Source organism: Streptomyces sp. NPDC107528 (genome assembly GCF_055639295.1).
The window spans coordinates 78,348-104,772 of sequence record NZ_JBVKAV010000020.1 but is presented as its reverse complement, the minus strand read 5'-3'; the positions used below and the strand labels follow the sequence as shown (position 1 = coordinate 104,772).

General features: G+C 64.1%; 18 protein-coding genes and 6 pseudogenes. 13 read left to right on the top strand and 11 right to left on the bottom strand.

Going from position 1 to position 26,425, the window contains the following annotated elements; translation table 11 throughout:
- Positions 1-1,016: 1,016 nt before the first annotated feature.
- Both ACZ7L5_RS43150 and ACZ7L5_RS43145 read left to right on the top strand, forming a co-directional pair.
- Positions 1,017-1,291 (top strand): annotated as a pseudogene (locus ACZ7L5_RS43150) (transposase); the annotation flags it as partial.
- A 299-nt stretch (positions 1,292-1,590) separates the two neighbouring features.
- Positions 1,591-1,839: a DUF1963 domain-containing protein gene (locus ACZ7L5_RS43145; protein ID WP_471524367.1), complete on the top strand. Its 249-nt coding sequence runs from the start codon at positions 1,591-1,593 to the stop codon at positions 1,837-1,839.
- 860 nt (positions 1,840-2,699) lie between these two features.
- On the opposite strand, the gene ACZ7L5_RS43140 is transcribed toward ACZ7L5_RS43145, so the two are convergent.
- A complete protein-coding gene (locus tag ACZ7L5_RS43140) occupies positions 2,700-2,921 on the bottom strand; it encodes a hypothetical protein (protein ID WP_471524355.1) in 222 nt (73 codons plus the stop codon).
- A gap of 582 nt (positions 2,922-3,503) precedes the next feature.
- Here ACZ7L5_RS43140 and ACZ7L5_RS43135 point away from each other — a divergent pair.
- Positions 3,504-3,737, top strand: a pseudogene (locus ACZ7L5_RS43135) (SDR family oxidoreductase); the annotation flags it as partial.
- Positions 3,738-3,958: 221 nt separating this feature from the next.
- On the opposite strand, the gene ACZ7L5_RS43130 reads toward ACZ7L5_RS43135, so the two are convergent.
- From ACZ7L5_RS43130 to ACZ7L5_RS43120, 3 genes are all read right to left on the bottom strand, one after another.
- Positions 3,959-4,486 carry a hypothetical protein gene (locus ACZ7L5_RS43130; protein WP_471524353.1) on the bottom strand — a complete coding sequence of 176 codons (528 nt, stop codon included), beginning with the start codon at positions 4,484-4,486 and terminating at the stop codon, positions 3,959-3,961.
- A 230-nt stretch (positions 4,487-4,716) separates the two neighbouring features.
- Positions 4,717-5,703: an NAD-dependent epimerase/dehydratase family protein gene (locus ACZ7L5_RS43125; RefSeq protein ID WP_471524365.1), complete on the bottom strand. Its 987-nt coding sequence runs from the start codon at positions 5,701-5,703 to the stop codon at positions 4,717-4,719.
- Between the two features lie 637 nt (positions 5,704-6,340).
- Complete coding sequence (locus ACZ7L5_RS43120) at positions 6,341-6,670, bottom strand: hypothetical protein (RefSeq protein WP_471524351.1); 330 nt, start codon at positions 6,668-6,670, stop codon at positions 6,341-6,343.
- Positions 6,671-6,888: 218 nt separating this feature from the next.
- Between ACZ7L5_RS43120 and ACZ7L5_RS43115 the strand changes: the two are divergent.
- Positions 6,889-7,220 (top strand): annotated as a pseudogene (locus tag ACZ7L5_RS43115) (IS5/IS1182 family transposase); the annotation flags it as partial.
- Positions 7,221-7,463: 243 nt separating this feature from the next.
- On the opposite strand, the gene ACZ7L5_RS43110 reads toward ACZ7L5_RS43115, so the two are convergent.
- The 5 genes and pseudogenes from ACZ7L5_RS43110 to ACZ7L5_RS43090 form a co-directional block, all read right to left on the bottom strand.
- Positions 7,464-7,754, bottom strand: a complete 291-nt coding sequence (locus ACZ7L5_RS43110) for a hypothetical protein (protein ID WP_471524349.1) — start codon at positions 7,752-7,754, stop codon at positions 7,464-7,466.
- Positions 7,755-7,849: 95 nt separating this feature from the next.
- A complete protein-coding gene (locus ACZ7L5_RS43105) occupies positions 7,850-11,251 on the bottom strand; it encodes a S8 family peptidase (protein WP_471524347.1) in 3,402 nt (1,133 codons plus the stop codon).
- A gap of 134 nt (positions 11,252-11,385) precedes the next feature.
- Positions 11,386-11,887, bottom strand: a pseudogene (locus ACZ7L5_RS43100) (zinc-binding dehydrogenase); the annotation flags it as partial.
- Positions 11,888-12,373: 486 nt separating this feature from the next.
- Positions 12,374-12,757, bottom strand: a pseudogene (locus ACZ7L5_RS43095) (GNAT family N-acetyltransferase); the annotation flags it as partial.
- A 1,302-nt stretch (positions 12,758-14,059) separates the two neighbouring features.
- Positions 14,060-15,247 (bottom strand): ATP-grasp domain-containing protein, encoded by a 1,188-nt coding sequence (locus ACZ7L5_RS43090; protein WP_471524345.1) that lies wholly within the window; start codon positions 15,245-15,247, stop codon positions 14,060-14,062.
- A gap of 146 nt (positions 15,248-15,393) precedes the next feature.
- On the opposite strand from ACZ7L5_RS43090, the gene ACZ7L5_RS43085 reads away from it, so the two are divergent.
- The 8 genes from ACZ7L5_RS43085 to ACZ7L5_RS43050 all read left to right on the top strand — a co-directional run bounded on the left by ACZ7L5_RS43085 (position 15,394) and on the right by ACZ7L5_RS43050 (position 23,108).
- Entirely contained in the window at positions 15,394-15,528 is a 135-nt protein-coding gene (locus ACZ7L5_RS43085) for a hypothetical protein (RefSeq protein WP_471524343.1), read from the top strand.
- Between the two features lie 223 nt (positions 15,529-15,751).
- On the top strand, positions 15,752-16,885 hold the full coding sequence (locus ACZ7L5_RS43080) for a YcaO-like family protein (protein ID WP_471524363.1): 1,134 nt from the start codon (positions 15,752-15,754) through the stop codon (positions 16,883-16,885).
- Positions 16,864-17,490 (top strand): TOMM precursor leader peptide-binding protein, encoded by a 627-nt coding sequence (locus ACZ7L5_RS43075; protein WP_471524341.1) that lies wholly within the window; start codon positions 16,864-16,866, stop codon positions 17,488-17,490. The genes ACZ7L5_RS43080 and ACZ7L5_RS43075 overlap by 22 nt, the downstream gene beginning before the upstream one ends.
- Complete coding sequence (locus tag ACZ7L5_RS43070; RefSeq protein WP_471524339.1) at positions 17,480-19,147, top strand: hypothetical protein; 1,668 nt, start codon at positions 17,480-17,482, stop codon at positions 19,145-19,147. The genes ACZ7L5_RS43075 and ACZ7L5_RS43070 overlap by 11 nt, the downstream gene beginning before the upstream one ends.
- Positions 19,138-19,779, top strand: coding sequence for a nitroreductase family protein (locus tag ACZ7L5_RS43065; RefSeq protein ID WP_471524337.1), 642 nt, complete (start codon positions 19,138-19,140; stop codon positions 19,777-19,779). The genes ACZ7L5_RS43070 and ACZ7L5_RS43065 overlap by 10 nt, the downstream gene beginning before the upstream one ends.
- Complete coding sequence (locus ACZ7L5_RS43060; RefSeq protein ID WP_471524335.1) at positions 19,776-21,515, top strand: ABC transporter ATP-binding protein; 1,740 nt, start codon at positions 19,776-19,778, stop codon at positions 21,513-21,515. Before ACZ7L5_RS43065 ends, ACZ7L5_RS43060 begins: the two co-directional genes overlap by 4 nt.
- Positions 21,499-22,332 carry an MbnB/TglH/ChrH family RiPP precursor modification enzyme gene (locus ACZ7L5_RS43055; protein ID WP_471524333.1) on the top strand — a complete coding sequence of 278 codons (834 nt, stop codon included), beginning with the start codon at positions 21,499-21,501 and terminating at the stop codon, positions 22,330-22,332. The genes ACZ7L5_RS43060 and ACZ7L5_RS43055 overlap by 17 nt, the downstream gene beginning before the upstream one ends.
- Positions 22,329-23,108, top strand: coding sequence for a hypothetical protein (locus ACZ7L5_RS43050; RefSeq protein ID WP_471524331.1), 780 nt, complete (start codon positions 22,329-22,331; stop codon positions 23,106-23,108). Before ACZ7L5_RS43055 ends, ACZ7L5_RS43050 begins: the two co-directional genes overlap by 4 nt.
- A 138-nt stretch (positions 23,109-23,246) precedes the next feature.
- Here ACZ7L5_RS43050 and ACZ7L5_RS43045 read toward each other — a convergent pair whose 3' ends face one another.
- Positions 23,247-24,029 (bottom strand): AfsR/SARP family transcriptional regulator, encoded by a 783-nt coding sequence (locus ACZ7L5_RS43045; protein WP_471524329.1) that lies wholly within the window; start codon positions 24,027-24,029, stop codon positions 23,247-23,249.
- Between the two features lie 603 nt (positions 24,030-24,632).
- On the opposite strand from ACZ7L5_RS43045, the pseudogene ACZ7L5_RS43040 reads away from it, so the two are divergent.
- Positions 24,633-24,731, top strand: a pseudogene (locus tag ACZ7L5_RS43040) (IS5/IS1182 family transposase); the annotation flags it as partial.
- Between the two features lie 354 nt (positions 24,732-25,085).
- On the opposite strand, the gene ACZ7L5_RS43035 reads toward ACZ7L5_RS43040, so the two are convergent.
- Positions 25,086-26,183, bottom strand: a complete 1,098-nt coding sequence (locus ACZ7L5_RS43035) for a hypothetical protein (protein ID WP_471524327.1) — start codon at positions 26,181-26,183, stop codon at positions 25,086-25,088.
- Positions 26,184-26,425: the final 242 nt, after the last annotated feature.

Below are 26,425 nucleotides of genomic sequence, written 5' to 3'. Positions count from 1 at the left end.
TGCTGGGTGAGTCTGCCTCCGGGCACCGCGATCTCCTTCGCACGTTCTGGTGCCGCAGCCCAGTTTCGCGTTCGATTCCATTACATTGCAACGAACGAGCAGAACCATATTGCATTAAGTTCAAGTCCATTGCAACGAAATTGTCACCCTGAGCTCCATTGTTGGCGTAAATACGCAACGCCCCTGCTGGGCATCCCTTGAATGCAGGGTAGCACTTTCTTAATCGGAAACAGCAAGTTAAATTACGCAAGTACGCCACGCTGTAGCGGCGGAACGACCGGTCTTACTAATCTCGGCTTCCTTCCATCGATCGACCATTCTTAATCTGGAGAATCCGATGCGCCGCTCGATAAGGTTCGCGAGTTTAGTTGTCGCAACCACTCTTTTCTCAGGAGTGTTTACTGCAACTGCCTCTGCCGATGACCCCACATCGTTCAATCAGAGGCTCTGGGACAACTACGACCATCAGCTTGCTTGGGGCGGCTTCCGGCCCGAGGGAGACATAATCGAGGTCAATGATACCTATGCTGACGGTCTGCGTGCCGTGGTCGAATGGAAAACAGACTACGGCCGCACCGGTGAATGTCACGATGCTACGGGGTCAGACGACGGCTGGACGTACTGCAACCAAGACATGGCGGAGACCGGCCAATTGAAGTACAGGTTTGTACCCGGAACGGTCCTACGGCAGCGAACGATTATTGCCATACCTGGTCGGAATGGCTGTACATCGGGTAACAGCGGATGCCGGCTGTGTTCTTGCAGCGCAGCCTGAAGCTGCTGCAAGGTGCGCCAGGCAGTCCGATGTGTAACCAATATCTTCGCCAAAGAACGGCTCCTGCTGACCTGATCTATGTCGGCGGGGGTTGTTCAGCGTGCGGTAAGGGGAGCACGGTGCAGAAGATTCAACACCGGCGTCATCGGGGCCCTCGAACTCTTGACTGCGGTCGACCTAAGAGGTCCTAACAGAAGCGGTCGACTATATGACCGTCGGTCTGGTTGCTCGTAGGTCTGTCATGGGCAAGTGGGACTCGCGTCCGTGGGTCGTCTCGGATGAACTGTGGTCACTGATCGAGCCGTTGCTGCCCAAGCCGGGTCCGAAGCTTGCCGAAGGCCAGCCTCCTATACCGTACTGGCACACGTTGTGCGGGATCCTGTTCGTGCTGCACACCGGCATTCAGTGGGAGCACCTGCCCCAGGACCTGGGCTTCGGTTCCGGAATGACGTGCTGGCGTCGGTTGGCCGCGTGGACAAGGCAGGCGTGTGGGACGAGTTGCATCTCGTGCTGCTGTGTGCTGCAGATCTTCGCTGACCTCACCAGTGGCATTCCGTGGGACGATACAACACACGGACCAGGGGTGCTGGTCATGGCCCAACCACCAGATGCCCGCCCATTCGTGGCTGCAGCAGCCCCGACAGGAGCCTAGGTGCTCCCTCAGCGCGCGATGATCCCAGCGGTGGACCTGTCGCTGCCCCCGCTGGAAAGCCCCTTTTGCCCCTGCCCGATCTGGACCTCGCTAGCTCTGACCCGGCTGCCCCAGGTGAGGAGTTCGCGGCGTTCACCGAGTTCCTCAACGAGTTCCATCCCCGCTGGATGACGACGATCGGCCTCGTCACCGCGTGCACGGCTACGCCGATCCCCTGCAGGGCGATCCCTGGGAACAGGGCGCGACCACACAACCCTTCATGGCGCCCGCGCAATGGCAACTGCTGGCACAGATCGACTCCGAACCGGACGCTCTGCTCGGCGACAACGGCCTGATCTACATCTTCATTCCGAGCGATGCGCGAAGGAGGCGTGACTTCACCAAGGCCTGTGGCGTATGGCAAATGTATTGACCACGATCACGTGGCTGCGTAGGTCAGAACCGGTCACTCCAGAACGTGGTGATCTGCAGGACGTACGCCTCGGGGTCGTCAATACTGCCCAAGCGGTCCACCCTCTTGATCAAGGTATTCTGCAAGTCCTCCCCCACGTGGGGGGTAGCCACAGCTCAGCGGGACCGCGGTCGTCAGCAGTCCTTAAGACCGGCGCGCCACGAACTCCCCAAATTCGTCCTGCGGCTCGGCATCAATCGTCACCCGGTGTTCCCTGTGCCCCCGATTGTCGGCGAGTTCGAACAGGCTGACTGGGCGATCACGTGCTACTCGGGCGTGGCCGAAGACGGTTTGGTCCACGTCAAGGTCAGAGCCGCTCGGGTTCGAGCGGTCTTTTTCCTCAGGTCAGCTGCTGATCTCCGGGGCTGACGATCAGCCGCTGATCACATGCGTGTGCGAGACACAACGCCCAAGCACTGAAGAGCTGACGCATTGGCGCCACCATCCATTGGATCGGTGCCTTGCACGCCCTTCATGTGATTCGCTTGGGCAGCGTCCTGGCGGCTGGCCGTCGCGGTAGGCCACATGCATCAACATCGCGCGTGCGGCACCGCCCTGGCTCATTGGTCGGCCGTCTTACGCACGGCACCACCTGCTCAGTGGTGCCACCGGTAGACCGGCTCCCTGTCCCGTCAGGGATGCCGGTCTTTCGGGGCGTGGCCTCAAACGCGGCGACCAGTTGCTGTCCCGTGCCAACAGGTTTGCTGGGACCTTGTGCGAACCGACGTCAGAGTCAGGTTGCAGGTCGCTTCGTCGAGCAGCAGGCCCGGCCTGTCCGTGACTCACGAACCTGGCACCCCGGCCCGTGCGATGAGCCGGGGCTACACACCACTGGCACCTCCGACCTCCCGCAGAAGCTCCGGCGAGCAACACACCGCCGGCGAGATCGAAGGCCTCCGACCGGGCTGCTGCGGCAGCGACTCAACGAGACGATCGAGGGTCTGGTCGACGACGTCCGACAGCGGAACATCAAGGCCCGGATGGAAGAAGCCGAGCGGGAACTCCTGCGTTCCCAATAAGTGACGGTCAAGAGGATCGTTCATCGCTCCACAGGCGAGCCGACCGCCCCGGCCACCGAGGACGACGAGGACGACGAGGACGAGTAGGCCCCGTGCACCACAAGTGTTGCATCCGCTACGGTGCTCGGGACCGCTCCTGAGCCGCGGAAACTCCTCCGTGCACTCGCGGCGTCCCGGAGAAAACTCGGCGACTCGGTCTCAATTGGTCCACCGATCCCGGAGGTAGCCATGTCCGTCTCCGACGGAACCGCTCTCGTGACCGGCGCTTCGCGTGGCCTCGGCGCCGACGAAGCGTCAGTAGACCGACCGGTCAGGGACATCAACGCGAGACTCGGGCCGGTTGAGGTCCTCGTCCTCAACGCGACGGTCCTCAACCGGCGGCTCCTGTCAAGGAAGTCAACTGGGAGACGCACCTGGACCAACTCCGCTTCTTCGTCAAGAGCCCCACGCTGCTTCTGAGGGCCGCACTGCCCGGAATGAAGTCGCTGGGCCGCGGACGGGTCATCCAGATCGGCTCGGACATCGTCGCCCGGGCTCTGCCGGGTATGTCCGGCCTACTCCGCCGCCAAGGGGGCGCAGTGGGGCCTCACCCGGTCGTGGGCACGTGAACTGTGCCCCCTCGGAATCACCGTGAACCTGGTCGCCCCAGGGTGGATCCCCGTCGAACGTCACGCAGACGCTTCAGCGGACGACGTGTGCAGCTACCTATCGGACATACCCCTGGGCCGGATGGGTCGGCCAGACGATGTCGCCAACACGGTGTCATTTCTCGCCTCTGATGCGGCGGCCTTCATCACCGGCGAGCAACTGACTGTCAACGGCGGTCACACCATGCCATGAGATCGCCCGTCAATCCCCCGCCGGCTCCTGCAAGGTCGCGCCTTGACGCCCGCGTTGCAGAGTGAGGATGCCGGATCCATAGATCCTGGAGCTTTTGGGCAGGGGTCTTCCAGATTCGGCCAGCGGGAACAAGGTCTCGCTCGTCCACCAGTCGGCACAGCGCCTGTTCAGCGGATGATGGAGCACATGCACCAACGGTCGCTTCGCCCTCGGGATACGTATCAGCGATCTCGGGCTGCTGCCTTCGAGGCGGCCCGAAGGCCCGTGCCGGAAAGAACCGTCCTACAGTACGCACCAGCCGGACCGCGCGGCGAACGACGTCGGTCATAGGAGACCGTCACCGCACCGAGAAGGGGATCCCACAGGAACAGAGGTTGATAGAGGATCCCCAGCACGAGATTGCACGTGGCGGTCATGTCATCGTGAGGAAACGTCCACCACAGGGGCACTGTTATCCACAGCGCTGTCAGGGCAAGAGCGCCCAATCCCGCTGGCACCACGGTTGCCATCGGAGGGATCGCTCGCCCACCGATCCACGGCAGCCAACGCGGCAGCACCTCTCCCCATGGCCGCACCAGACCGATCGTGAGCAGGGCGAAAAATTCACAGACGACACTGAGCGTCAGCATCCAGACCTTCGCACCGATCGACTGGAAGTCGGCGAACCCTTCCTGGGTGTAGCCGGCCGGGTATCCCAGTGCCAGGGCTCTCCGCCAAAGGCCGCTCGGCAGCACGACGGTCGTGGTCATAGGCGTCGCTCATATCGCCCACCGTGGCGCTTGTGCGGAACATGCGACGGTACTCTCGATATTCGTCCGAGTGCTCATGACGCTCATCCTGCCGTGCTGCCCTACACATTCCGTCAGCCTGTGCGGCTGGTCCGGAGCGGCATGGAATCCCTCGTGCTGCGTACCGCATTCCACCTCCAAGTTGAGGCTTTTGACTCGCAATCAGGGGCATGCTGCGGCTTGCAAGCCGTTCAGGCGAGAGCACGGAGGATTTCCCATTCCCGTTCGGCGCTGAGTCCCGCTCTCCGTGCCCGGTGCAGGCCTCGCTCGCGCTCCCAGTGCAGCGTGTCGGTCAGCATGTCCACCCGTGACCGGTGTTGCAGCCCGACCGCGAGGGCCGCAGAGCCGTCTCGTGTCGACCAGCCTTCCCAACCCGGTTCAACCAGCCACATGGGGAGTGAATTGGGGCCCATGTACTGCTTCACGCCACGCGCGAGAAGAGAATTCGGGTCGGCGGACAACACCGGCCCCCAGTGCCCGGCCACGATGCGCGAAATCTGGATCCATTCCCCGAACGTCACCACGGGCCCGACCGCGTTGAAGGTCCCGGTCGTACCGTCCTCCGACGCACGGATCAGCCAACTGGCCAGGTCCCGCACGTCGAGCACCTGCGTCGCTGCGTCCGGCGAGTCGGGGATCAGCATGGGACCCAGCGGATCACGTGCGGCACGACCGACCCAGTAGCCGGTTCTGTCGCTCACATCACCGGGCCCTCCTATCAGGCCCAGACGAGCGATGAGGAGACGGTCACCGACAGCCCGCAACGAAGCTGCCTCACAGGCGACTTTGGCTTCTCCGTACAGCTCACGACCGACCTCGTCACGATCGGTGGGCGCGAGCAGAAGGGCCGATTCGTCAGCTCCCGGGGTCCCATGGGCCGCATAGGCGCTGCCGGACGACACATAGACCCAGTGCCGTGCCCGCTCCACCAATGAGGCGAGGGCCTGTTTGACGAACCCCGGCTGCCAGGACAGCTCCACCACCGCGTCCCACTCGCGATCCACGAGAGGCTCGAATGCGGAAGGATCCCGTCGATCCGCGGCCACGAGGACCGCACCGTCGACGACACCCCCGCTGTCACCGCGCGCGAGGCACGTGACGTGGTGCCCGCGCGCGATGGCCGCCTGGGCGAGCTCGCGGCCCACCCACGCTGTGCCTCCCAGGATCAGAAAGTTCATTTCGGCGTTCATGAAGTGCTCCCGCGGGGTACCGCCGACGACATGCTGCGGCACGTGCGTCGCGAATGCAGCGCTCGCGAGTCGCAGCAGAACATCATTCGCTGCGCAGCGTCACACGGGGCGTGCAGACCCCCGCTCATTGCGGACAGCGGGGGCCTACACCATGCGCGCGGCGCCCCTGCACTCCACGAGACCGTTGACGCCGCGTTTCCCCGTGCCATTCAAAGTAGAAATCATGCGCTACAAAGAGAAGAGCGATGACGCATTTACGTCACCGTTTCAGCATGTCCCAACCACTCGAAAGTCATCGCCTGACACGCCTTAAACTGGGGCACGACCCAGGCGCGGCCGAGCCTCCCAACGGAGAAGGTATGCCCATCCCCATTCTGCCTGCAGGCCCTCAGCACGACCTCTGGGACCGAATTGAGCAAGAAGGAGTCTCTGCTCTCCATGGCGGTTTGCCTACTGAGGCCGGACGCAGGCAGAGGGTGTGTCCGGGCGTCGATGTGTGTCGAGAACCTGAGCCGGCCCAGCGCCTCGTGGGGGGCCGGACGGCGTTGCTCCTTACGGCAGTGAGGTCTTCTCGGCAACGTAATGGTTGCGGTGTGTGATGACGTGCCAGACGCAGGACGGCGCGCTAGACCTCGATGGTCGCTTCCGGGTCCGCTTCTGGCCCGTAGCGGCCGGTGAGGATCCGTTCTCGCAGGTGTTCGACGTAGAGGGCGGTACTGATCTCAAGCGGGAAACCGGGCGGCCAGATTTGCCGCTCGTACTGGAAGCGGTGGCCGCGGAAGGAGAAGCAGGTCTCTGCGTGGACCGACACTCCCCTGTCCACGACGGCGAAGCGTTCCAGCCGTCCGCCTGCGAAACCCGCGCGCCGCCCCGGGACGAAGAGTTCGTCGAGCCCGTCGCGTGCGATGGTACGGAAGCGCTCGATGTAGTCGTCCCGAGCCTGATCCACATGCACAGGTGACATCCTCCGAGGAGCTATGACGTGTCCATGGACTGGCTGACGGCCTGGAGTTGGTGGCCGGTCCAGAGAATGACGAGGGTCGCAGGTATAGACTTCCGCGGGCTCGTTGGGCGGACGACGGGACTTTCGCAACAGGTCCTTGTGCCAGGTATGCGCGAAGCCTCTGGTAGGAGCGGGTCTACGAAGATCAAGTTTCCGCCGAGAGGCTTCCCGTGCCATCCAGTATCACCTACACCGCCGTGCTCGAGGTTCGCAGGGCAACGCCGAGCATCTCGCGAAGCTGCTGCGCGAGCACCGTGGGCGGCTCGGGACGCGCAAAGGCACCCGCGCGCTGGGCGCCTTCAAGCAGGCCGTGCTCGTACTGCGCTGGTTCGTCGACGGCACCCGGCTGGCCCAACTCGCCCGCGACAACGGCATCTCGGTCCCACCGCCTACCGCTACCTGCACGAAGGACTGACCGTACTCGCCGACCACGCCCCGGACCTGTCCAGCGCACTGGAACGCGCAGCAGCGGGCGGCCACACCCACCTCAACCTGGACCCGGCTAGGGCGGCACCGTGCCGGTCGGTGGCCCGAGTGACCAGGGCCGCGAGCGCGTCCTGGAATCGGTTCTGGCCCTCCCACAGGGGGCGGTCGGCCCTGAAACCGTCAGCCCGCGCATGGCATCCGTGCCCGGCACCGGAGCAAGGCCACGAGGACCGTGAGCAGTGCGTCGGTCTCGTGGGCGGGCAGCGCGCGCTCGTAGTCCCGATGCGCGAAGTCGGCCCGCATCACGGCGCCGGGCAGCTCACGCTTGTACGTAACGAGGCGGCCGTCGTGCTCCTGAACCGGTGAGGATCTCCAGTGTGGCAAAGGGAAGTCGGTGCCGAGCGATGTCCGCGGCCACCTGGCGGGTCAGCTCGAACCCGGCCGCCGGCCAGCCGTTCCACACCTTGGCGACCCTGCCGTCGCCCAGCCCGTAGACGACGCCCTCGACACCGGCACCGAAACGGCGCGCCCCGGGATGGCCGCGGTCGGCGAAGTAGTCGGGCCATGGGCCGGCGGTGGGCGGTTCTTCCGGGTCCGGGGTGATCTCCATCCGCGCAATAGCAGCCGAATCGGACCGACCAGCCGCGCTCGGCCCGGGTCGGAGTGCTGGCGCTCCGACCCGGGCCGAGCGGACCGAATGATGACTTAACGCACCTGGTAGGCGTCAATGATGGTCTGCTCGATGGCACGCTGCCCCGAGGCGGCGCCCTGGGCCCGGACGGAGACGGTGTCACCAGGCCGGAGCTTCAGGCCGTGCGCCTTCGCGGTGAACCACCGATCGCGCCCGGCCTTCACCGTCATCCTGCTCCAGTTCTCGCCGTGGTCGGTCGACACCCACATCTGCAAAGTGCCCTTCTCGACGGTGCCGGGAGTTCTCTCATCGATACCGGCGATCATTCGGGCCTTCATGGTCATCGACCGCCCTGGCCGGATGCCACCATCCGTCCTGGCCTGCGGGGCGTAGTCCAGTCTCAGTACAGACGGATTCCGCACCGCGCCGGGCGCCGGACCTTCCGACGGGAAGGTCCAAGCCGTGTCCACACGGCGCCCGATGGGGAAGATCTCCTGGAGTGGGAGATCTGTACGTTCCACCCTGTACATGGCGCGTTCGGGCGTGGTGGGGAACGCACCACCGGGGGCTGGGGCCAGTTCCTTGCCGTCTCGGAACACCCTCACCGACCGTTCACCGAGGATGCCGACCTTGACACCGCCCATGTGCATCCCGTCACTGATCGACGCGCCGACGTTGAGGGAATTACTCAGCCGCATGGCATTCAGGGCCGGAGCCGTGGCCTCGAACCATACGGCGGCATATCGCTGACCGGGCTTGTACGCAATCTCCGGAGTGTTCAGCCGTGCGTGGGTGGCCTCCGGAGTGCCGTACCTGACGGCCTGCAACCAGACGACGTCCTTACGCGCTGTCGCCATTTCAACGCGGCGCTGAGGAACACGCAGCGGGTAGACCAAACTGGCCCCGTCCGCGATCCATCCGCTGGTGGCGCTACGGCCGTCCAGGTACGTGTCGGCCGACCCCAAGACGGAACGATAGTCCGACTCGATCCGGGCCAGGTCGCGTGCCTCGCGCTTCGAGACGACGTAGCGCAACTTGGACGGAATGACAGGTCCGCTGCCCAGCACGAGATCGTAGATGTCGGCCTGGCGGCCGTGAGGGTTGCCGTCCGCGTACAGACGCCACCGCGTCTCGTAGGCTGCCTTCCCGTGCCGCACGGGCGCGGTCGGTTCCAGGAAGACGCGTCCGCCTTCTACCTCCTCACCAGTCGCGACCAGCATATTGCCGAGGTCAAAGCCCTTTTTGTCCTGCTGCTGGTAGAAGATGATGGCCGAGGCGACCTTGGTCCTGGCTCCCTCCACCCGCGCCGGCTCCAGCTGACGGGCCGTGCGGGCGTCGATGGTGATCAGCCGATCCTCCTCGACCATGATCTCCGGGTGCCCCGTCAGGGCCACCGAGTCCGGCTCGTCCCCCTTGGCAGGTGTCCGTACCGTGGCCATCACGCTCATCGGCCCAGGGGCCATCCTGGCCGTGCCCCAGCCCTCCTCGTCCAGCTGGACCAGGGCCCAACCACCGCCGCCCGGCTGGTACTTCCCATTGAGACTGACCAGCAGGACGCTGCCGCCGGCCCAGGGCTCCCCACGCCTGTCCAACACCTTCAGGCTGGTCGTCACCCGAGGCGCTTCCAAGGTGAAGTTGAGAGGCAGATGTCGCCGCGGGCCGCCCTCCTCCTCAAGCACCACGTAGCCCTTGTAGTGGCCCGGTTTCGCTTGTGCCGGTGTCAGAGTGATGGTCAACACCTCGGTTGCGCCCGGCGCCACGGTGACCCGCTCCTGCGAGCTGGTGACCAGATCGTCGGGCGCTGCCTCCCCCGAAAGATGCTTCGCCCGGTCCGAGACCGTGATGCTCCGCGGCTCGTCCGATTCGTTGGTGATGGCGATGTCCCGGCTCGCGGGCTTCGAGCTGTCCGGGTGGGGCAGATAGGCGAAGTCGACGTTGCCCCGGCTCAACCTCAGCGTGTCCGTTCCGGCGCGGTCGGTGTCGAGGAGGCCGGCACCGTCGCCGAGGGGCAGTTGGCCTTCGAGCTCCTGGGCCGACGCCGTCAGCGCCGTCTTGACGCGGCGGCCGTCCCAGTCGGGATGCGCCTCGCGCAGCAGGGCCGCGGCGCCGGCCGTCTGCGCCGTGGCCGGTGCGGTGCCGGTCATCGCGGCGTAGGGACGCGTCGTCCCACCGCCGGACAGCGCCCCCATGATGCCGTCGCCCGGTGCCACGAGATCGGGCTTGGCCAGGTACGTATACGGAGCCGGGCCGGCGCCGTCAAAGCGGTAGCCGTTGGCTGCCACTGTGAGCGCGCTCTCCGCGACACCCGGAGTGGTGACGCTGAAGTCTCCGACGCTGTCGTCGCCGGAGGCGACCACGAAGAGCGCGTCCGTTTCGGTAGTGAGGGCGTCGACCGACGCTGCAAGTGGATCGTCCTTACGCGGAGCCCCGCCCAGGCTCACGTTGATCACGTCAGCACCTCCGCGAGCCGCCCACTCCATCCCGGCGATCACCCAGGAGGTCAAGCCCTTTCCGTCGTCGCCGAGTACCTTGGCCGACCACAGGTCCGCGCCGAAGGCAACGCCTTTGCGTGCACCGTCGGCCTGCACTCCGGTGCCCGCGACGACGGAGGCGACATGCGTGCCATGCCCATTGCCATCCCGAGAGGTGGCCTCAGTGGTGAAGTTGACCTCTTCTTCGACCTTGCCTTGCAGATCGGGGTGCTCGGAGTCGACACCGGTGTCGATCACGGCCACGTCGACGCCTTCGCCGCTCAGCCCTCGGTTCCAGGCTTCGGGCGCTCCGATGCGCTCCAGATAGCTGTCAAGGCCAGCGGCGGCCTTGTGATTTGAGGCAGGGGTCTCGGCCGAAGCCGAAGCGGTGTCCTCGGTCTGGGTGTGGTGGACCTTGTCGTCGAGCCACACCTTGGTGACTCCCGCTGCCGCCAGCTTGTGCGGAGAGGTGAACCGGGAGGCAAAAGCCGACGACCCGGTCTTAGGCACGCTCATCGCGACAGCGTCGATGCTGGGCAGGGCGCGGGACTGCCGCTCCCCCTTGATCGCGGCCAACGGATCGGAACCCCGCACGATCAAAGGGAGTTCCTTGGTGGAAGCGTCGTCGAAGCCGCTGTCGATCAGTCGGCGAATGTTGAACAGTTCCTGGTCGAGGGTGTCGGGGAGTAGGCGCGTCACATCTTCCGGTATGACGTATACGCCACCGTCGGCACGGAGCGTACGGAAGGACGTTCCACGCTTACGGTAGGGGGCGGGATGGACAGTCAACGCGGGCCGGCCCTCCGAGGTGGGCCGTAGGGTGACCTTGTCGCCCGTGATGAGGGTGACTGTGGACTGGTCGGGCGCCGGCCCGGTGGCGAGCGGGGTCTGCTCGCCGTTCGGTGTTGCCGACGCGGCCGGCGCCGCACCTGTGTTGAGGATCAGCGCCGCAAGAAGGCCACCTATGGCGGTGGCCGCCGTGCCACGTGAGAGACATCTAGGCATGATCATGTCCTACATTGGCAATAGCCGATGAAGATACTTACAAATGTGGCGGCTTGTGGATACGGCTCCCCCCTTGTATCGCGGGGCTCCTTGTGCCATAGGGCCGTCGAGTTGCCGTACCCCACGCCGGGCGTGAAGTCGGGCGAGGGCAGGCAGTCGCCGTGTTAGAGGGCTTCAGCGCGCCGCCCCGGCAGAACGCGTCGGCCAGCGGGAGTTCGAGCTGCGTCTCAGGAGTGGGACCACCGGTCAGGACCACGGTGCCCTCCCAGTTCACGGGCGCAGAACGCCTGCCGGTAGGTCTCCGCCGGTCCACGGCGTCGATCACCGTCTTCACGCCGAAGCCCCCGGTCAGCTCCCGGTTCCGGGGGACGGGGTCGTCCGAGCGGGAGTTGACGGTGTGCGTGGCGCCAAGCCCCGTGCCGCGTCCGGCTTCGCGTCGTCGAGGCGCCGGCCAGTCGTGCCCCGGCCACCGCCGCGGTTCCGACACCCTCACAGCCAATCACCGCCACCGTGTCGCCCCGGGGACGCTGCCCGTGTGATGGCGACCCCTACGCACGCCATGACTCCACAGCCGAACAGACCGACGGCGAGTGGCGAGGCTGCGGGGTCCACCTTGGTGCACTGTCCCGCGGCGACGGATGCGGCGCCCCTGCGCGGTGGCGGCCCTGCCCCTGCCGACTCTTGCCGTGGTGGGGGCCACGGACGGCTTTGCCATTCGCTTATGGTAATGATGGCGCTCTCAGGACTCGCCACGACGGTCGGTGGGGTCCTGATGAGCAGAACGGGGACATCCCAATCTGACGGCCTCGTCACTGACCGGCAGCAAAGCGCCCCTTGGCGCCAGGAGGACACTGTATGACCACGGCAACCATCACGATCTTCGTCATCGCCATCGCCATCGTCGGGTTCGTCGCCTTCCGGAGCTTCGGCAAGCGGAAGTAGGAGATGAGGCGAACGTACGGCCCGCGCGCCCACACGTCCTACGCCCACCCGCCTCTCCAGGACCTGTCCGGGCCAGGGCGGCAGCCGCGCGCGTTCCACGGTGAAGGGGCGGGCACCGGTGAAAGCCAGACGCTCGTACTGCCGGACGAGGGCGCCGTCGTCCCCCGCGTAACAGTCCACCCGCAACAGACCGATACCGCGACCCTGTGCCTGAGCCAGGGCATCCGCGCAAAGCAATACCCCGACACCCTGGCCTCGCACCTCGTGGTCGGTGACGAGCAGGTGTATGTACAACGCCCGCTCAGGCGCGGGCTCCACGTACTGCGGTAGCTCTTCCGCCATGGTGCACACGCCCACCGGCCGGCCGGCGACCTCCGCGATCCGCACTGCGTGGCATTCGAGGAACTCCGCTCTCTTCTTACGCCTGACGTCGTCCGAGGAGAACGGGAAGCTGCCCACTGCCCAATGCGGCCCTGAGCGTCCACCAGGCAACCGAGCTGTCGAGCATGGCGACACGGCGTCCAGATCGGCGCAACCGCCTTCTCGGATTACCACGGAGTTCATGTGCGGCGGCACGAGTACCTCGTCCTTCCGGTCAACGACGGTGCGGCAAGCGCCGACCGACGCCCACTATCGGAACCGGAACGGTCCGAGAGGGTACCGGCCGCCCCGACCGCGCGGCACATCGTCCGGCTCGAAGGGGCCGGGTACTGCCACACCCCGGTGCGCCCCCGGGCCTGTCGCCCATTCCGCGGGTGCACCGCAGGATCGGATCGACACGACCTTGGCGGCGATACACTGACGACTTCGAGGCTCCGAAGCGCGGCTGCGGTGCCTACCGGAGGAACAAGCAAGCAAGCGACGATCGCCTGCGCGGAACTGAGTTGGCACAGCCAAGGGACACTGCAGCGCGACGCCGGAGCAGCACACACCGGTCGGCTTCACCATCAGCCGATAAAGCCGACCGGTCACAATCCAACGGCGCGAGTCAGACTGTCCGTGCACCGGAGCGAGGACGACTATGTGATGGACGCACACAGGACGCAAGTAACCGCAGTTACTCCCGGCGTCTATCCTCACCGCAGCGTGCCCACTACAACACATCTGTTGGCCCGAACTACAGATAGCAGCGACTGTTGGCGCTTTGACGCCTCGTGAGCGCATACCAACCTGGCCCGGCCGTATGGGGGCGGCAGGTGCTCCCGGTGAAAACACTCCGTACCGGGCAGCAGCTGCTGCATGGAACCCCGCTGCTGGCACCTGGGCCCGCGTCGAATAGGGCTGCGCACTCGGCGACCCCAGGCAGAGCACACTGTGGCTCAGCAAGTGGGCGACGGACCGGAGGACAATCGGTTCGTCGCCTCCCTTCGCGGACACAGTGAACAGCGCTGTGGTCCTCTGGCTACGGAAGGGCGCACCCGCAAGTTTCAGGGTGACCATCGGCGGCACGCGCAGCACGGGGTGAACCGCTGGACAACCTTCAATGGTGGCATGGCACGTTATGCCTTGCCGACCTGACCAGCGTAGGGGACCCGTTCTGCGTGCGGATCACGGTTCTGGCTCCCGGACGCTCGGCGCCTTGCCCGAGACTGATTTCTGGTCGTCAGGTGCGACATCCATGCCGCGTGCGGCTGAGGTACTCCGGTGTCCCAAGTGCTTTGCTTTCGTGCCGCATCAGGGGTAGAGGAGGATCCAGGACAGGGACGCGGAGGCATGAGCCACCAGAACTCCGACGACGAGGTCTGCCACGAAGCCGTACTCAGCTCGTTTGAGGCCATCGCGTGGATGACAGGCGTCAGGGCCCGGGCCGGGGCCTGCTGCCTACGCGCAGAGCAGCCTGTATCGACAAACCACTGTTTGCCCGTGTCACTCGTAGTTCAAGCGAAGCTTGCCGGCTGCGGTCCGAGCGCGATCGAGAGCTTCGTCGGCGTCGCTCCCACTGGCGAGTACATATCCCAGGTGGTCGCTCGGCGTGAGGACCCTGCCGACGAGACGGTGCGTCTGCGCCATGGCGAACCGTATGACACCGGGGCTCGTGCTAATCGCTTCCACACCGGACACGGTTTTCAGGCGTGCGCCGCTTCCGTGGATGAGCCGAACGGCCGTTCCCGGTCGACTCGTCCACTCCAGCGGCTTTGGCAAGTCGGCCATTCCCGCCGGAACGGCGAACGCCAAGGAAATGATGTCGTGGCCGTAGGTGTGTTGGACAAGATCATGTAGGCGGTCCATACCGATACGATCATGAGATTCGAGGGCAACTGGGCCGTCTGCGGGAGTGAGGAAGACCTGGGTGTGACATGGGCCGTCCACGACACCCATCACGTCCAAGAAATCCTCGACGTAGCGTGTGACTGTGCTCGCTTCTGTTTCGCTGATTCGAGCGGGAGTGACGATTTCAAGTTCCTGACAGTAATCGTCGGTGAAGACTTCGCTGATACTCAGAACCCGATGGACACCTCCACTGCTGATGCTTTCGGCGGTGATTTCTCGTCCCACTATCAGAGCTTCAACTATGAAGCTCTGATAGCCCTCTTCTAGGAGACTCCCGACTGCCTCGCGAGCTTCCGATTCACGTGTGACCCGGAATACTCCTCGACTCCGCACGCCGTCCTTCGGCTTGATTATCACCGGGTACCCATGGGTGCCAGAAAAATCCAGCATGTCAGAAACCCCGAAGCACTCCGCGAAGGGAACGGAGGCCAAACCTGAGGATGCGAGACGCTTACGCATGGCGACCTTGTCGCGCAGGAGTGCCGTAACTGCCGTTGGTGTCCCGCCGAGCCCAAGTTCTTCGCGGATCACTGCAGCCGTGTGGAGTCCACCCTCGACAAATGAGATCGCCTGGCTGAACGGTTGACTGGAATGCCATGCCTGTATCACCGGCAGCACACGTTCCACGTCCGTGTAGTCGGTCAGGAGCGTCTCGTCGCTGAGGGCTTGCTGCGTCGTAGGAGATTCACCGGGCCGCTGCACATTGACTACCCGCATTCCCAGTGACCTGGCGGCCTCCATGTGGAGGGGGCGACCGCCGATGAGCAAAACGGATCTCTTCATACCGACGAATTATCGCAGCGGGCATCGGTCATGGATCGGTCACAGCGGTTGACCGATCCGAGACAGATCTGTGCCGGATCGGTGACAGGGAGGGATGGCACTATGCGAGGGCACATACGGAAGCAGCCTCTAGGAAAGGTACGGCCGTGGCAGATTCCCAGAACATCAGCCTTGATCTCGAGGAAGAGGAGTACGACGAGTACGGCCCGCTGGGCGAGAAGGACATGGGTTGTTCTTCCAGCACCGCCAGCACCATGTCGTCGATGACGTGCTCGCGTTAGTGAAGAACAATTTCCTTGGGCACGTCTGCTGCACTGTTCTCGGTGCGGCAGGCGTGTCGTGGGGTGATGTCTCGTGACGGATCTTCGTTCCCTGGATGGACTGGTCTCCCCGTACGGCGTGGTTGAACGGATCGGAAGTCGGGGCGCAAATGTTCCCCGCTTCCCCTTGCGGCTCGGTGTTGCGCAAATCGGAAGTGGCAACCCCAAACGCTTCGTGGGGGAAATGGGCCCCGTAACAGGAAGCGGGCACGCATGGAGGTCCGAGGACAGAGCGAATTTTGTAGCGATCGCCGAGGGAGCCGAGCGGTATGCAGGAGGGGACAACCTGCAGGAGGAGCGCATCTGGGCCACCGCTGACGAGCTCGGTAGCGAATGTCTGGATCCTCGACGGTATCCGCGCTGCTCCGAGAGCGAACTAGCCATACCCGGGTGCCCAATCTCCCCGTTCGACCCCACGACACCCATCAGATGGGTGCGCGGACTCGAGTTGACAACTTCGGAACCCATATGGGTGCCAGCCACCATGGCGTGCTATGGCGTGCGGCCGGAGGTGCCTGCCGAGAGGTTCAATAACAATCTGTCAACGGGGTTCGCCGTGTACTCGGATCCTGTGGAAGCGACGGTCCGTGCCATCTGTGAAGTGGCCGAACGGGACTCGAACGCTCTTATCTGGCTCCAGCAGCTGCCACTGCCCCTGCTCAACGACAACGAAATCTCGGACGATGTGTCCGAGTTGATCGATTGGTGTCGTCGGCATTTCGTAAAAGTTTATCTGTTCGACGGTACGACCGACCTTGGCATTCCGACCGTGTACTGTCTACTCAAAGCCGAGCATGACCACCGGCTCAGCCGCTCTGTGGCGGCAAGCACCGGTCGAACTCTTACAGAAGCCGCTGACAAGGCGGTGCGGGAGGCGGTGTGCAGCCGAGGGTTTCTCGTCGAGCGCAAGTCTGTCCCGAACAGTCTTGACGAGTTCCTTCTCGTGGAGGATGGCGCACTGTATATGGGACGGCACGATCGTGCTCACGCCTTCGATTTCCTCCTCGACGAAGCTGAGTCCCGCCTCTCGCCGTCCCCCAAGGTAATCCCGGCAGACGCGGACCGGGCGCTGTCTGTACTCGTCGATGCCCTCGCCGAGGCTGATATGCGTGCAGTTGTCATCGACCGCACTCCACGAGAGCTCATGGACGTCGGATTGACTGCGGTGAACATCGTCATTCCGGATCTTCAGCCGATGAGTCTGGAACCGAAGGCCCAGTTCAAGGCTCACCCACGCCTCTACGAGGCTCCGGCGCGGATGGGGTACCGCGTGCTGTGCGAAGAGGAGTTGAACCCATGGCCTCAGCCGTTCCCCTAGAGTTGGCTCTCGTCGGTATGGGGCGTTTCGGTGAGCGTGTCACCGAGATCCTTTCCCGGCGTCTTGCCTCGGCCAAAGTGTTCTCAGACGTGGAGGAGGGGTTCCGCAGCGGCGCCGGCGCGGTGGTCGTTTCCTTGTGGCGTCCTGCTCAGGCAATCTGCGAACGTGCCGACGTGCTTGCCCATGCCACTGGCATCCCCTGGCTTCCAGTTGTACGGGAGGATCCGGCACTCAGGATCGGACCGTGGGTGGCCCCCGGAGAGGGACCATGCTTCCGCTGCTACAGCGATCGTCGGTTTCAGCACGACCATCACGGCAGGGATACCGCAGCGCTGTACTCGGCGTATGACCGGGATGAAACGCTCGGGCCCGGCGGCTACCTTCCTCAGCAGGCACGCATCGCCGCCGGGGCTGCTGCCTTCGCGCTCGAACGCAGGCATGATGCCATCGGGCGGGTGATCACCGTGTCACTGTGGCAAGGGCCCTGTGGCTACGACCATGTCGTGCCTGTCCATGGCTGCGAGAGGTGCACTGCCCCCGTGCCCGAGCGCGATCTGCGGGATCTCTTGCGGTTCAAGGGAACGGAGCACACTGATGTCCACTGACCGGCGAATGAGGTTGTGCCGCGGGCTCGTGGTGGTGCCGGGCGAGGACAAGCTGACCATCGTGGGCACCGATCGCCGTCAGGTGTTCCGTGGATCAGCCGCCACCAATGTGTTGCCCGGACTACTCGCCCTGCTTGACGGTTCACGCACCGAAAACGAGCTCCGCTCCGAACTCGACCTCGATCATGCGCAGTTGAGCCATCTTCTGGAGGCTTTGTCGCGCCGAGGGCTCCTTGAGGACGCGTCGCCTATCGCCAGGAGCCGCGCGCCGGAGCATGTGCGGACCTACCTCTCACGCACCGTCGAGATGAGCGGTTTCGCCGGGAGCGGCATGTTGCTCGACGACCTCGCGGACGCGGCAGTGTACGTCGTCGGCGACCCTGCTCTTACGTCTGCCATAGCCGATGACCTCCGAGAATGCGGTATCGAACAGGTTGGCTTCGGCCGTGGTCTTGACGAAACCGCCGTGGCCTGCTTGGAGAAGGGTGAGCGGCAACTTGTCGTTGTCGTCGACGCTGTAAGCACGCCGAAGCTTCTCGACGAAACAGCCACGTCGTGCGGGCAACGCGGCATACCTGTTCTTCGCGTCGCGCACTACGACGGTCACCTGGAAATCGGCCCATGCTTCTTCCCTGGATTCACGGCCTGTCCGGAGTGCCTGCGCCGCAGTCGTCAGGAAGCGGGCTGGCAGCACGACACCGAAGCAATTGCGCAGCCGGCGGAGACTTTCATCGGGCTCGCTGCCTCCGAGGCGTTCGCGATCGTCAGCGGAAGACCCGTCACCAGGGCAGCCCGGACCATGAGCAGAATCACCCTCAAGGACTGGACGAGCGGCAGGTACGTGGTCGCCCCCTACAGCGACTGCAGCTGCATCACGTCAAGTCCGTGGGAAGCTCAAGATCCGGAAACGTTCTTGGCCGACGCCTTCGAATGGTTCATGGAGCGGTCTACTCCTCCCTGCCTAAGGCCCCAGGGTCCGACGAGCAGGGAGGTGGCTTCGTGGTGGTCCTTGTTGAGCGAGCGCCCTGAGTATCCGGGACATCCCAGCAAAGAACTGCCCTCTGCCGTAATCCCGCTCCCGGGCATTTTCGGTGAACCGCAGCGACTGGATACGGCGCAGGCACCACTCGATGAGGCCCTGCTTGCCGATGTACTGCGGCGCGTGGGAGGTCTGCGGCAGACCGGGACCGCAGCCCTGGAGCGCTGGACACCCACCGGGGGAGGACTCGGCTCGGTCGAAGCCTACGTATGCCTTGAGGCAGGCTACCCCGACCTGCCCGGAACGATCTTTCGCTATGACGACCTCGCCCATCGCCTCATTGCTGTCACCCCGGATCACGTCCCGTTGTCGCAGGTGATGGCCGGCACCGACCTTTCCTCCCAGGGCGCGAGCGCGGTTGTGGTCTTCGTGGGTGCTCACGCACGGATCGCCAAGAAGTACCGCGACTTCGCCCACCGCCTGGTTCATCTGGACGCCGGCTGCGCGAGTTCGCAACTCATGGCGGTCGCCACCGCACGTGGCCTGTCGGTGGAGTTCGCCGCGCAATGGGACGACCGTCTCAGTGAAGTACTCGACCTCTTTCCGGAGAGTCAGTACGTCACTGCGGTTGCCAGCATTCAGGTGCCAATCCGGGATGGAGATGGGACATGCCATTGATTGCAGCGGACGAGCTCAAAGAGTCCGTCGTTGATCTCTTTCGATCCCGCGGCCCACTGCCGGCCCATCAGGTGGGACACAGTATCCGTTCCGCGGCGCCCTTCTCCGGGGGCGGTCTGCCGCTTGAGGGTGTTCTCTCAGGCCGTAGGTCGGTTCGAACGTTCACCGGAGAGCCTGTGCCGCTGGCCGGACTCGTCTCCGTCCTGGAGCTCGCCGACCTCACGCAGGAGACACAGTGGCCGCGAGCCGTGCATGGAGAAGCAGGGCTGCGGACTCTGCTCGCGGTCTATCGGGTCGCCGGTATTGAACCCGGACTCTACGCGCGAGACGGGGGCAGGCTGCTCCACCTGGCCGATCCGGCGTGGTTGACCGAGCTTGAGGAGGAGTCTGAAGGGGCCGCAGCCATCATATTGATCTGCGGGTCCGTTCGGCATGCCGGCGGGCGTGCTTACGGCGGTCTTCTGGTGCGGGCAGGTGCGCTCGGTTACGCAATGTGGCTGGCTGCGCGTACATGCGGGTTGGACTGCTCGGTTTTCGGTGGGACGAGATACAAGGTGACGGAAGCGGCAAACGGAGTCGCGGCAGGACAACGGCAGTTGTTCACCCTGGCGGTTGGACACGCTGCGAAATGACCATCTCGACCAGGGCGAGTTCCACGCTGACGACGTGGTCCCTTATCGCACGTATGGGGCGGCGGTTCGCACCACACCGATGGCAAGTTGCGGCGTCGCTGGTGATGGTTGTGGCCAACGTGGCACTGGCCATCACAGCCCCCCTCCTGTTGCAGCGACTTCTAGACGACGCCCTTCCCCGGCGCGACGGCGCCGCGCTCGCGCTGCTGTGCGGATCGCTGATTGCCATAGGCCTGCTGACCAGCGTCATTGGGGTCGCTGAGCGCGCGCTGACCGAATGGATCGGTCAACGTGTCACGGCTCGTCTGCGTATCGACGTCTACGACCGTGCGCGCAGCCAGGACTTGACGTTCTACAACGATGAGGGAGAAGAGCAGATCCAGGCACGGTTGGTCAGTGACATTCAGGGGATCGACAGATTCCTGAGCCACAGTGCCCAGAACGCGCTCTCCGCCGTGGCCACCCTGGTGGCGTCGGCCATCGTCCTTCTCATCCTGAGCTGGCCTCTGGCGCTTCTCACCCTGGGCTTGACGGTACTCCTCTGCCTTTTCAACAATCGTTTCGCCCAGCGTCGGCGCACCCTCTTCAAGCTGCGTCAGCGGCTGATTGCGGACCTGCTGCGCTATACGGCGGACGACCTCACCCTGGGGGGCGTCATACTGGCGCGAACCCTGCATCGCACCGAACGGCAACGCGCCCGCTTCGTTGCCATCTGCCGTCAAATCGGCGACGTCACGTACCGGCAGCGGGCAGCCGGGATGTCGGCATCCACCATTATTGCCGCGTCGTTCGCCTGCATCCCGCCGGTGATCTACTGGACATCAGGCACCCTCGTCTCCGGCGTGACGGTCGGTACCGTGGTCGTGCTGGTCCTTCTCCAGTCACGGCTCTCCGGCCCGATTCAGACTTTGCTGCAGCTCAGCGCAAGCCTGCAGGCATCACTTGCCGTGTTCGAGCGGATTGTGGAATACCTCGACCTGCCCATGAGCGACCGCGCGGCACCGATCCTGCCGGCACCCGGTCCACCGATCGGCGTGCGTCTACGAAACGTCTCTCACCACTACCCGGGGTCAGCGCACCCTGCCCTGAATGACGTCGATCTCGAACTATCTGCAGGAACGGTAACGTTCGTCGTCGGCCGCACCGGCTCGGGCAAGAGCAGCCTCGGTTTGGTGCTGGCGGGCCTGCTTGCACCCACCACCGGTACCGTGGATTTCGATGGCCAACGCGACCTCCACGCACTTCGAGCTGCCACCGTACTGATTCCCCAGAACACGACACTGTTCAATGCCTCTCTCAAAGAGAATCTGATGTTCGCCCGGGACGACCTGACGTGCGAGGACCTCGACAGGACGATTGAAGCGGTCCAACTCGACCGTGTTGTGGCAGCGCTTCCCCTCGGTTACGACACTTCTGTGGGCAGCGGTGGTCACCGCTTCTCCGGAGGGGAGCGCCAGCGCCTGGGTATCAGCCGAGCCATGCTCGCACCTTGCCGCATGCTCGTTGTCGACGAGGTGACCAGCTCACTTGACCAGGAAACCGCCAGTCATGTCATGGAGGCCCTCCGTAGGCACTGTCACGACAAGACTCTCGTGGTCATCACGCACCATCTTCCTACCCTGCGTCCGACCGACAGAGTTGTGGTGATGGATCAGGGGCGCATCGTCAAGCAGGGAGAGGCCGAGGTCTCCACGCGCTCCGAGCAGGAAGGATTGGTCAATGATCGAACCGCCTGAATTGGGAATCGGCCTCGGTTATCGCCGTGAACTTCACGATGAAATCATGGCGAACAAGTCCCGGATCGGCTGGCTGGAGATCATCACCGACCACTACATCCAGGACCCTGCGAGACTTGATCGGTTGCGAGAACTCCGTACAGAGTTCACGGTCATCCCGCACGGACTGGAAATGTCGATCGGCTCCGACGGACCACTTGACTTGAAGTATGTGGACGCTGTTGCCTACGTTGCCAACACGGTTGACGCTCCTTGGTTCAGTGACCATCTGTGCTTCACCCGTGATGGCGGAGTCGAACTGCAGAATCTCACCCCGGTAATCCGCACAATGGAGAAGGCCAAGCGAATCGCCGCTCATGCGCGGCGGGTTCAGGGCCTCGTCGGCAGGCCGTTCCTGCTGGAAAACATCACGTACTACCTCGAGATGCCGGGTGAACTGACGGAGGCTGAGCTGATCACTGAGGTCCTCGAGCGCAGCGACTGCGGCCTGCTCCTCGACCTGACCAATGTGGTGATCAACGGACGCAATCATGGTTTTGATCCGTATGCGTTCCTCGACTCCCTCCCGTTGGAACGGGTGGTCCAGGTGCACCTCGCCGGCAGCGCGCCGGCAGCCGACATCAACGAGGTGCAACTGGACAGTCACGATGCCCCTGTAGGAGAAGAGGTGTTCAGTCTCCTGGCGTATCTCGCGGAACGGCGCTGCCTCAAGGGTGTCATGATCGAACGCGATCAAGGCTTCCCCGAGGACTTCCAGGAAATCCTGTCCGACCTGTCCAGGGCGGAGCAGGTCATCGTCGGCGGAGCGCCCACATGACAGCCCCCACGCCAGGAGTGCAAGCGCTACTTGCTAAAGCTCTCACCGACCTGGATCTCGCGCGAGAGCTGTGGGCAGACCCCGACAGGATTGCCGCACGGTACGGTGCGGATCCTGATCAGGTCCGTGTTCTGGCCCGAGTGGCGTTCGACAAGTTTGGTCTGACGGCGGCAATCACAGCAGCCAAGCGGCATGAGCGCGCAGAGTATCTGTTTCCTGGCACCTATGCCCTCGCGGGCCGACTTCCTGAAGCACAGTCCTTCGTTCAATTCCACCAGTTCGGTGACCGCATGACGTCACCCGAGGATGCTGTGATGGTTGGCCGCAGACTCGAACAGTGCGTGGAGACCCTGGAGTCCACGATGGGTACGCGTCTCCTACGAGAGATGGTCGTATTCGAGACTCTCTGGTACGAGGCCCGCCACCAAGCGGAAGCGAAACAGGATCCGCCGCGGGCAGGGTACGCCGAACTACAGCCCGGCGTGATTTTGGCTTCCTTTGACCTCCCCATCGCATCGATCCAGCGACGAGTGATCGCAGACCTATCCATCGACGAATTCGATGCAGATACCACGCACTATGTGGTGAGAGCCGGGGGAGGGACACGTGTTCATGTGCACCGCCTTCCCGGACCGCTTCGGGATCTGCTTGCCATGTGCGATGGACGTGCCACGTCGAATGAGATCGCAGCGCAGCTGTCTCGCCCTGTCGGGGAGGTATACCAGGCGCTCGGCAGGATGAGGGCGAGGGGACTTGTGGCGTTCGAGCCTGCATAAAGCAGACACTGCATTGGCCGAGCCTGGACAACGGTAAGTTCGGCTCACCTTTACCCTATTGTCCGACATGGCGACTGTGGCTGTGGCCGACCGCACCAGAGATCTTTGCCATGTAAGCGCACGTGCGGTATCAGCGAGTCAGGCGGCGCCCTGGATGGACTGAAGGCCGATCGATGCGTCCCTTTGCAGGATCCGGCAGTTCAGGTCTTTCAGAGCGGTCCCCGGTTCGTCGCCCAGCTCGTCGAGAAGTGCGCGGCGGACTTCGGTGTAATGCAGCAGTGCATCGTTAAGCCGTCCGGCCTGGAAGAGCGCGACCATGAGCAGACTCGCGACCGTCTCATCCAGTGGATTCTCGTCGGCCAGCCGATACAGGAGCGGCACCTCTTCGGTATAGCGCCCTAGGCGCAATGCTGCCGTGGCCCGAGAGATTTGGGCGGCAAGGCGCTCGCGACCGAGTTGTGTCCGCACCCTGACGGACCAGTCGGTCGATAGACCGGCCAAGGGCACGTCGGCCCACAGCTTCAGCCCCTTCTCAAACAGAGACAGAGCATGATGATCGTTGCCGTCGCGTGCAAGGCCGTTCCCGTGTCGGACGAGCCGGCGAAACCGGTGCAGGTCGACTTGCATCGGTTCCACCTCAAGCAGGTAGCCGCCGGTGGTTCGCAGAACACTTACGTTGGTTTCCTCCCCCGCGGCACGAATTGCCGAACGGAGCCGCTTCGTACAGGTGTAAAGAGCGTCGCGGGGGTTACGTGGCGGGTCGCCGTCCCAAATCTGTGCGATGGCAATATCGTCCGCGAGCACCTCATTGGGCTGCCACGCGAGCAAGGCGAGCAAGCTGCATACTTTACCTGATATCCGCAGCGGTGTCCCGTCCGCCGTTATAGAGACGGTACGAAGCAAACGGATTTCCATCAGCATTCTCCTACAATGCGACCGAACCATCGTCGTTTCCGACTGGCCAGCCTCAGCCTTGGGAAGGCCTCGCAGTCCACGCGGTAGGACCGCGGGATTTAGCCGGTGCACGTGTACAAGTGACCCAAACACAGAAAAGAATCAGGAGCACCACAAAGTTCCCGATCGGCTGTGCGACGGCACTGCACACTCGTTGCTCTTCGTCAACGGGTTTACCGTAGGCGCTTGACGGAAGTGATGTCATTGCTTCTGGTTGTCGCATTTACGCCACTCGGCGGTCGCAGAAAATGGCAGATCTGCCTCGTTAGGCCATGTACGCCCTGATTGGGCACTCAACCCTAGGGCTTTGAGAAGCCGTTGGGGGTTGCGGGCATGGTGAGGGAACGCGTCCCTATGTTTCATCTCTCCATTCTGCAGCCGGGCCGCTGGGGCTGCGTTGCTCAGCGATGTCTCGTGCAGAACACGCGGCCCGGCAGGATAAAATCACGTCATTGTGCGCATGGAAGCAGTTTCGCGCGCCAGGTCGGCAGGTGTGGTGGTCGTTTGCGGTGGCTTGATTGTCCAAGCGCGAGGCAAGGGCCCGGGCCCTCGGTGCTGAAGTGCCGTGTCTCCAACCGCCACGACTCCCCGGACCTCGCCTCGACCCCGGACGACCTCGGGCCGGTGCCCGACAACATCACCGTGCACCTGGACGCTGGCTACGACTCGCCACCACCCGCGCCCTGCTCGAACGTGGTCTCCACGGCCGCACCGCTCGTTCCTGTCCGGCCGCGCCGAGCCTTGCCTGGGAGGGGGTGTTGGGGTGTCTCTCCAGGACGCGGCCCCTACCGGCGTCACACTGGCTAGACGCGCGCTTCTTACGAACGGACAGACCGCCTCGGCGGCGAACCAGCGGTGGGTCTTCCCTCGACGCGGGGCTGGTGCGGCCTCCGCAGGGGCACCCAGACCACCGCAACGGATCAGGTCCGCTTGTTGCACGCAGCGCTGATCACCTTGTATCGACAGCTCCCTCGCATGCTGCCGACCACGGGCTCCAGGTGTTCAGCCAGTCTGGCAGTCGCTTCACGTGCCGAGACTTTCCCGGATCACCTTGTTGCTGGCACGCAGAGCCTCCGTCAGGTCTCCGCGCAGCTTGTCCGGGATGGTTCCAGCGTCGAGAGAGCAGGCACGAACCAGTGCACGACAGTCGTCTGACTGTTGCTTTGTGGCGATCGCGGTGAACAGGGGGTGCGCCAGGTTCTCGCGGGCTGCGTAGCCGTCTTCGGCCTGCATTGTCCTACGGTGGAGGTCCTCGACAATGCGGTGTGCGGCAGACGCCACGGCGGGGCCGATCGCGTCGAGAACGGTATGCCCGAGCCGAATGTCGAAGACGGTCATCCCGCGTTCGGCCCGCCGGCCAAGATAGGCGGCAGTCAGGTCGTTCAGGTGTCTGTCGACGGGCTGCCTGGCGCTGAGCCGGGAAAGGACAGTGAGACAGTCCGTGACAGCTTGCTCCCACAGATCGCCAGGCACCGTGTCGCTGATGAGACCAGCAGCCCCTGCCGTGTCGTTCGCGACGAGGGCGGCAAGTACGGCTACCTGCCGCCCCTCAAGCATTCTCTTTCCGATGCCACGGTGGGCTTCGATGTGCACCAGTGCCTCAACCCATCGCCCCTCGGTGGTGAGGGTGCGCGTGCCGTCTGCGAGGAGGACGCGCCACATCCATGTGCGAACCGCTTTGCGATCTTCACCGGTCGCAGTGAGGTCCGCAGGTACAGCGACTCCTTCAAACTGCACGGCCGTGCCTGCCTCGATGGCCCTGTAGAGGTCAAGCAATCGCTGACGCCCTTCATCTGCACAACCGGCGCGGATCTGCAGGCGGGCCAAATTGACGACCGGTTCCAGTCCTCGGATAACGCTCGTGCTGGGCAAGGGACAGGCGTGAAGGTAGGCGGCGGCGTGCTGGTGACACATCTCGCGTGCGAGGTCCGGAAGGCCGAGATCCGAGGCGGTCAGCGCGGCCTGGTTGTAGACGGCCGATGCGAGCCCCTGGGCGGTCTCCTTCACCGCCGTGTCGGCCAGGTCGACGAGTGCACGTATCCGCTCAGGCAAGGGCAGGCAGGCGGGACGGAATCGCGCGACGAGCGGGAAGCGCTGGGCTATGGGGCTGTGCGGGTCCATGGATCCCCCAGGGCGAGAACGAGGACTGCTGAAGCGACGTGGGCCACCAGTCGTGTGCCTGTGGGCATCGGCGGCAATCTTCAGTCGACGACGATGCAATTCAGTGGGTTTGCGACGGTGCCGGAGGCGGAGCTGCCTTCATTCAGGGCACTCCGCACGCGAATCGACGTCTGGGGCTGCATGGCGTTGCTGCGGAAATTCTCCAAATTGCGCGTCGGTGGTGGGTAGAACGGACGCCGGGC

Excerpts from the sequence above, each read along its gene's own strand:
- ACZ7L5_RS43140 (WP_471524355.1), bottom strand. The coding sequence starts at position 2,921 with ATGAACGATCCTCTTGACCGTCACTTATTGGGAACGCAGGAGTTCCCG.
- ACZ7L5_RS43130 (WP_471524353.1), bottom strand. The coding sequence starts at position 4,486 with ATGACCACGACCGTCGTGCTGCCGAGCGGCCTTTGGCGGAGAGCCCTG.
- ACZ7L5_RS43125 (WP_471524365.1), bottom strand. The coding sequence starts at position 5,703 with ATGAACTTTCTGATCCTGGGAGGCACAGCGTGGGTGGGCCGCGAGCTC.
- ACZ7L5_RS43110 (WP_471524349.1), bottom strand. The coding sequence starts at position 7,754 with ATGGAGATCACCCCGGACCCGGAAGAACCGCCCACCGCCGGCCCATGG.
- ACZ7L5_RS43105 (WP_471524347.1), bottom strand. The coding sequence starts at position 11,251 with ATGCCTAGATGTCTCTCACGTGGCACGGCGGCCACCGCCATAGGTGGC.
- ACZ7L5_RS43090 (WP_471524345.1), bottom strand. The coding sequence starts at position 15,247 with ATGAAGAGATCCGTTTTGCTCATCGGCGGTCGCCCCCTCCACATGGAG.
- ACZ7L5_RS43080 (WP_471524363.1), top strand. The coding sequence starts at position 15,752 with ATGGGCCCCGTAACAGGAAGCGGGCACGCATGGAGGTCCGAGGACAGA.
- ACZ7L5_RS43075 (WP_471524341.1), top strand. The coding sequence starts at position 16,864 with ATGGCCTCAGCCGTTCCCCTAGAGTTGGCTCTCGTCGGTATGGGGCGT.
- ACZ7L5_RS43070 (WP_471524339.1), top strand. The coding sequence starts at position 17,480 with ATGTCCACTGACCGGCGAATGAGGTTGTGCCGCGGGCTCGTGGTGGTG.
- ACZ7L5_RS43065 (WP_471524337.1), top strand. The coding sequence starts at position 19,138 with ATGCCATTGATTGCAGCGGACGAGCTCAAAGAGTCCGTCGTTGATCTC.
- ACZ7L5_RS43060 (WP_471524335.1), top strand. The coding sequence starts at position 19,776 with ATGACCATCTCGACCAGGGCGAGTTCCACGCTGACGACGTGGTCCCTT.
- ACZ7L5_RS43055 (WP_471524333.1), top strand. The coding sequence starts at position 21,499 with ATGATCGAACCGCCTGAATTGGGAATCGGCCTCGGTTATCGCCGTGAA.
- ACZ7L5_RS43050 (WP_471524331.1), top strand. The coding sequence starts at position 22,329 with ATGACAGCCCCCACGCCAGGAGTGCAAGCGCTACTTGCTAAAGCTCTC.
- ACZ7L5_RS43045 (WP_471524329.1), bottom strand. The coding sequence starts at position 24,029 with ATGCTGATGGAAATCCGTTTGCTTCGTACCGTCTCTATAACGGCGGAC.
- ACZ7L5_RS43035 (WP_471524327.1), bottom strand. The coding sequence starts at position 26,183 with ATGGACCCGCACAGCCCCATAGCCCAGCGCTTCCCGCTCGTCGCGCGA.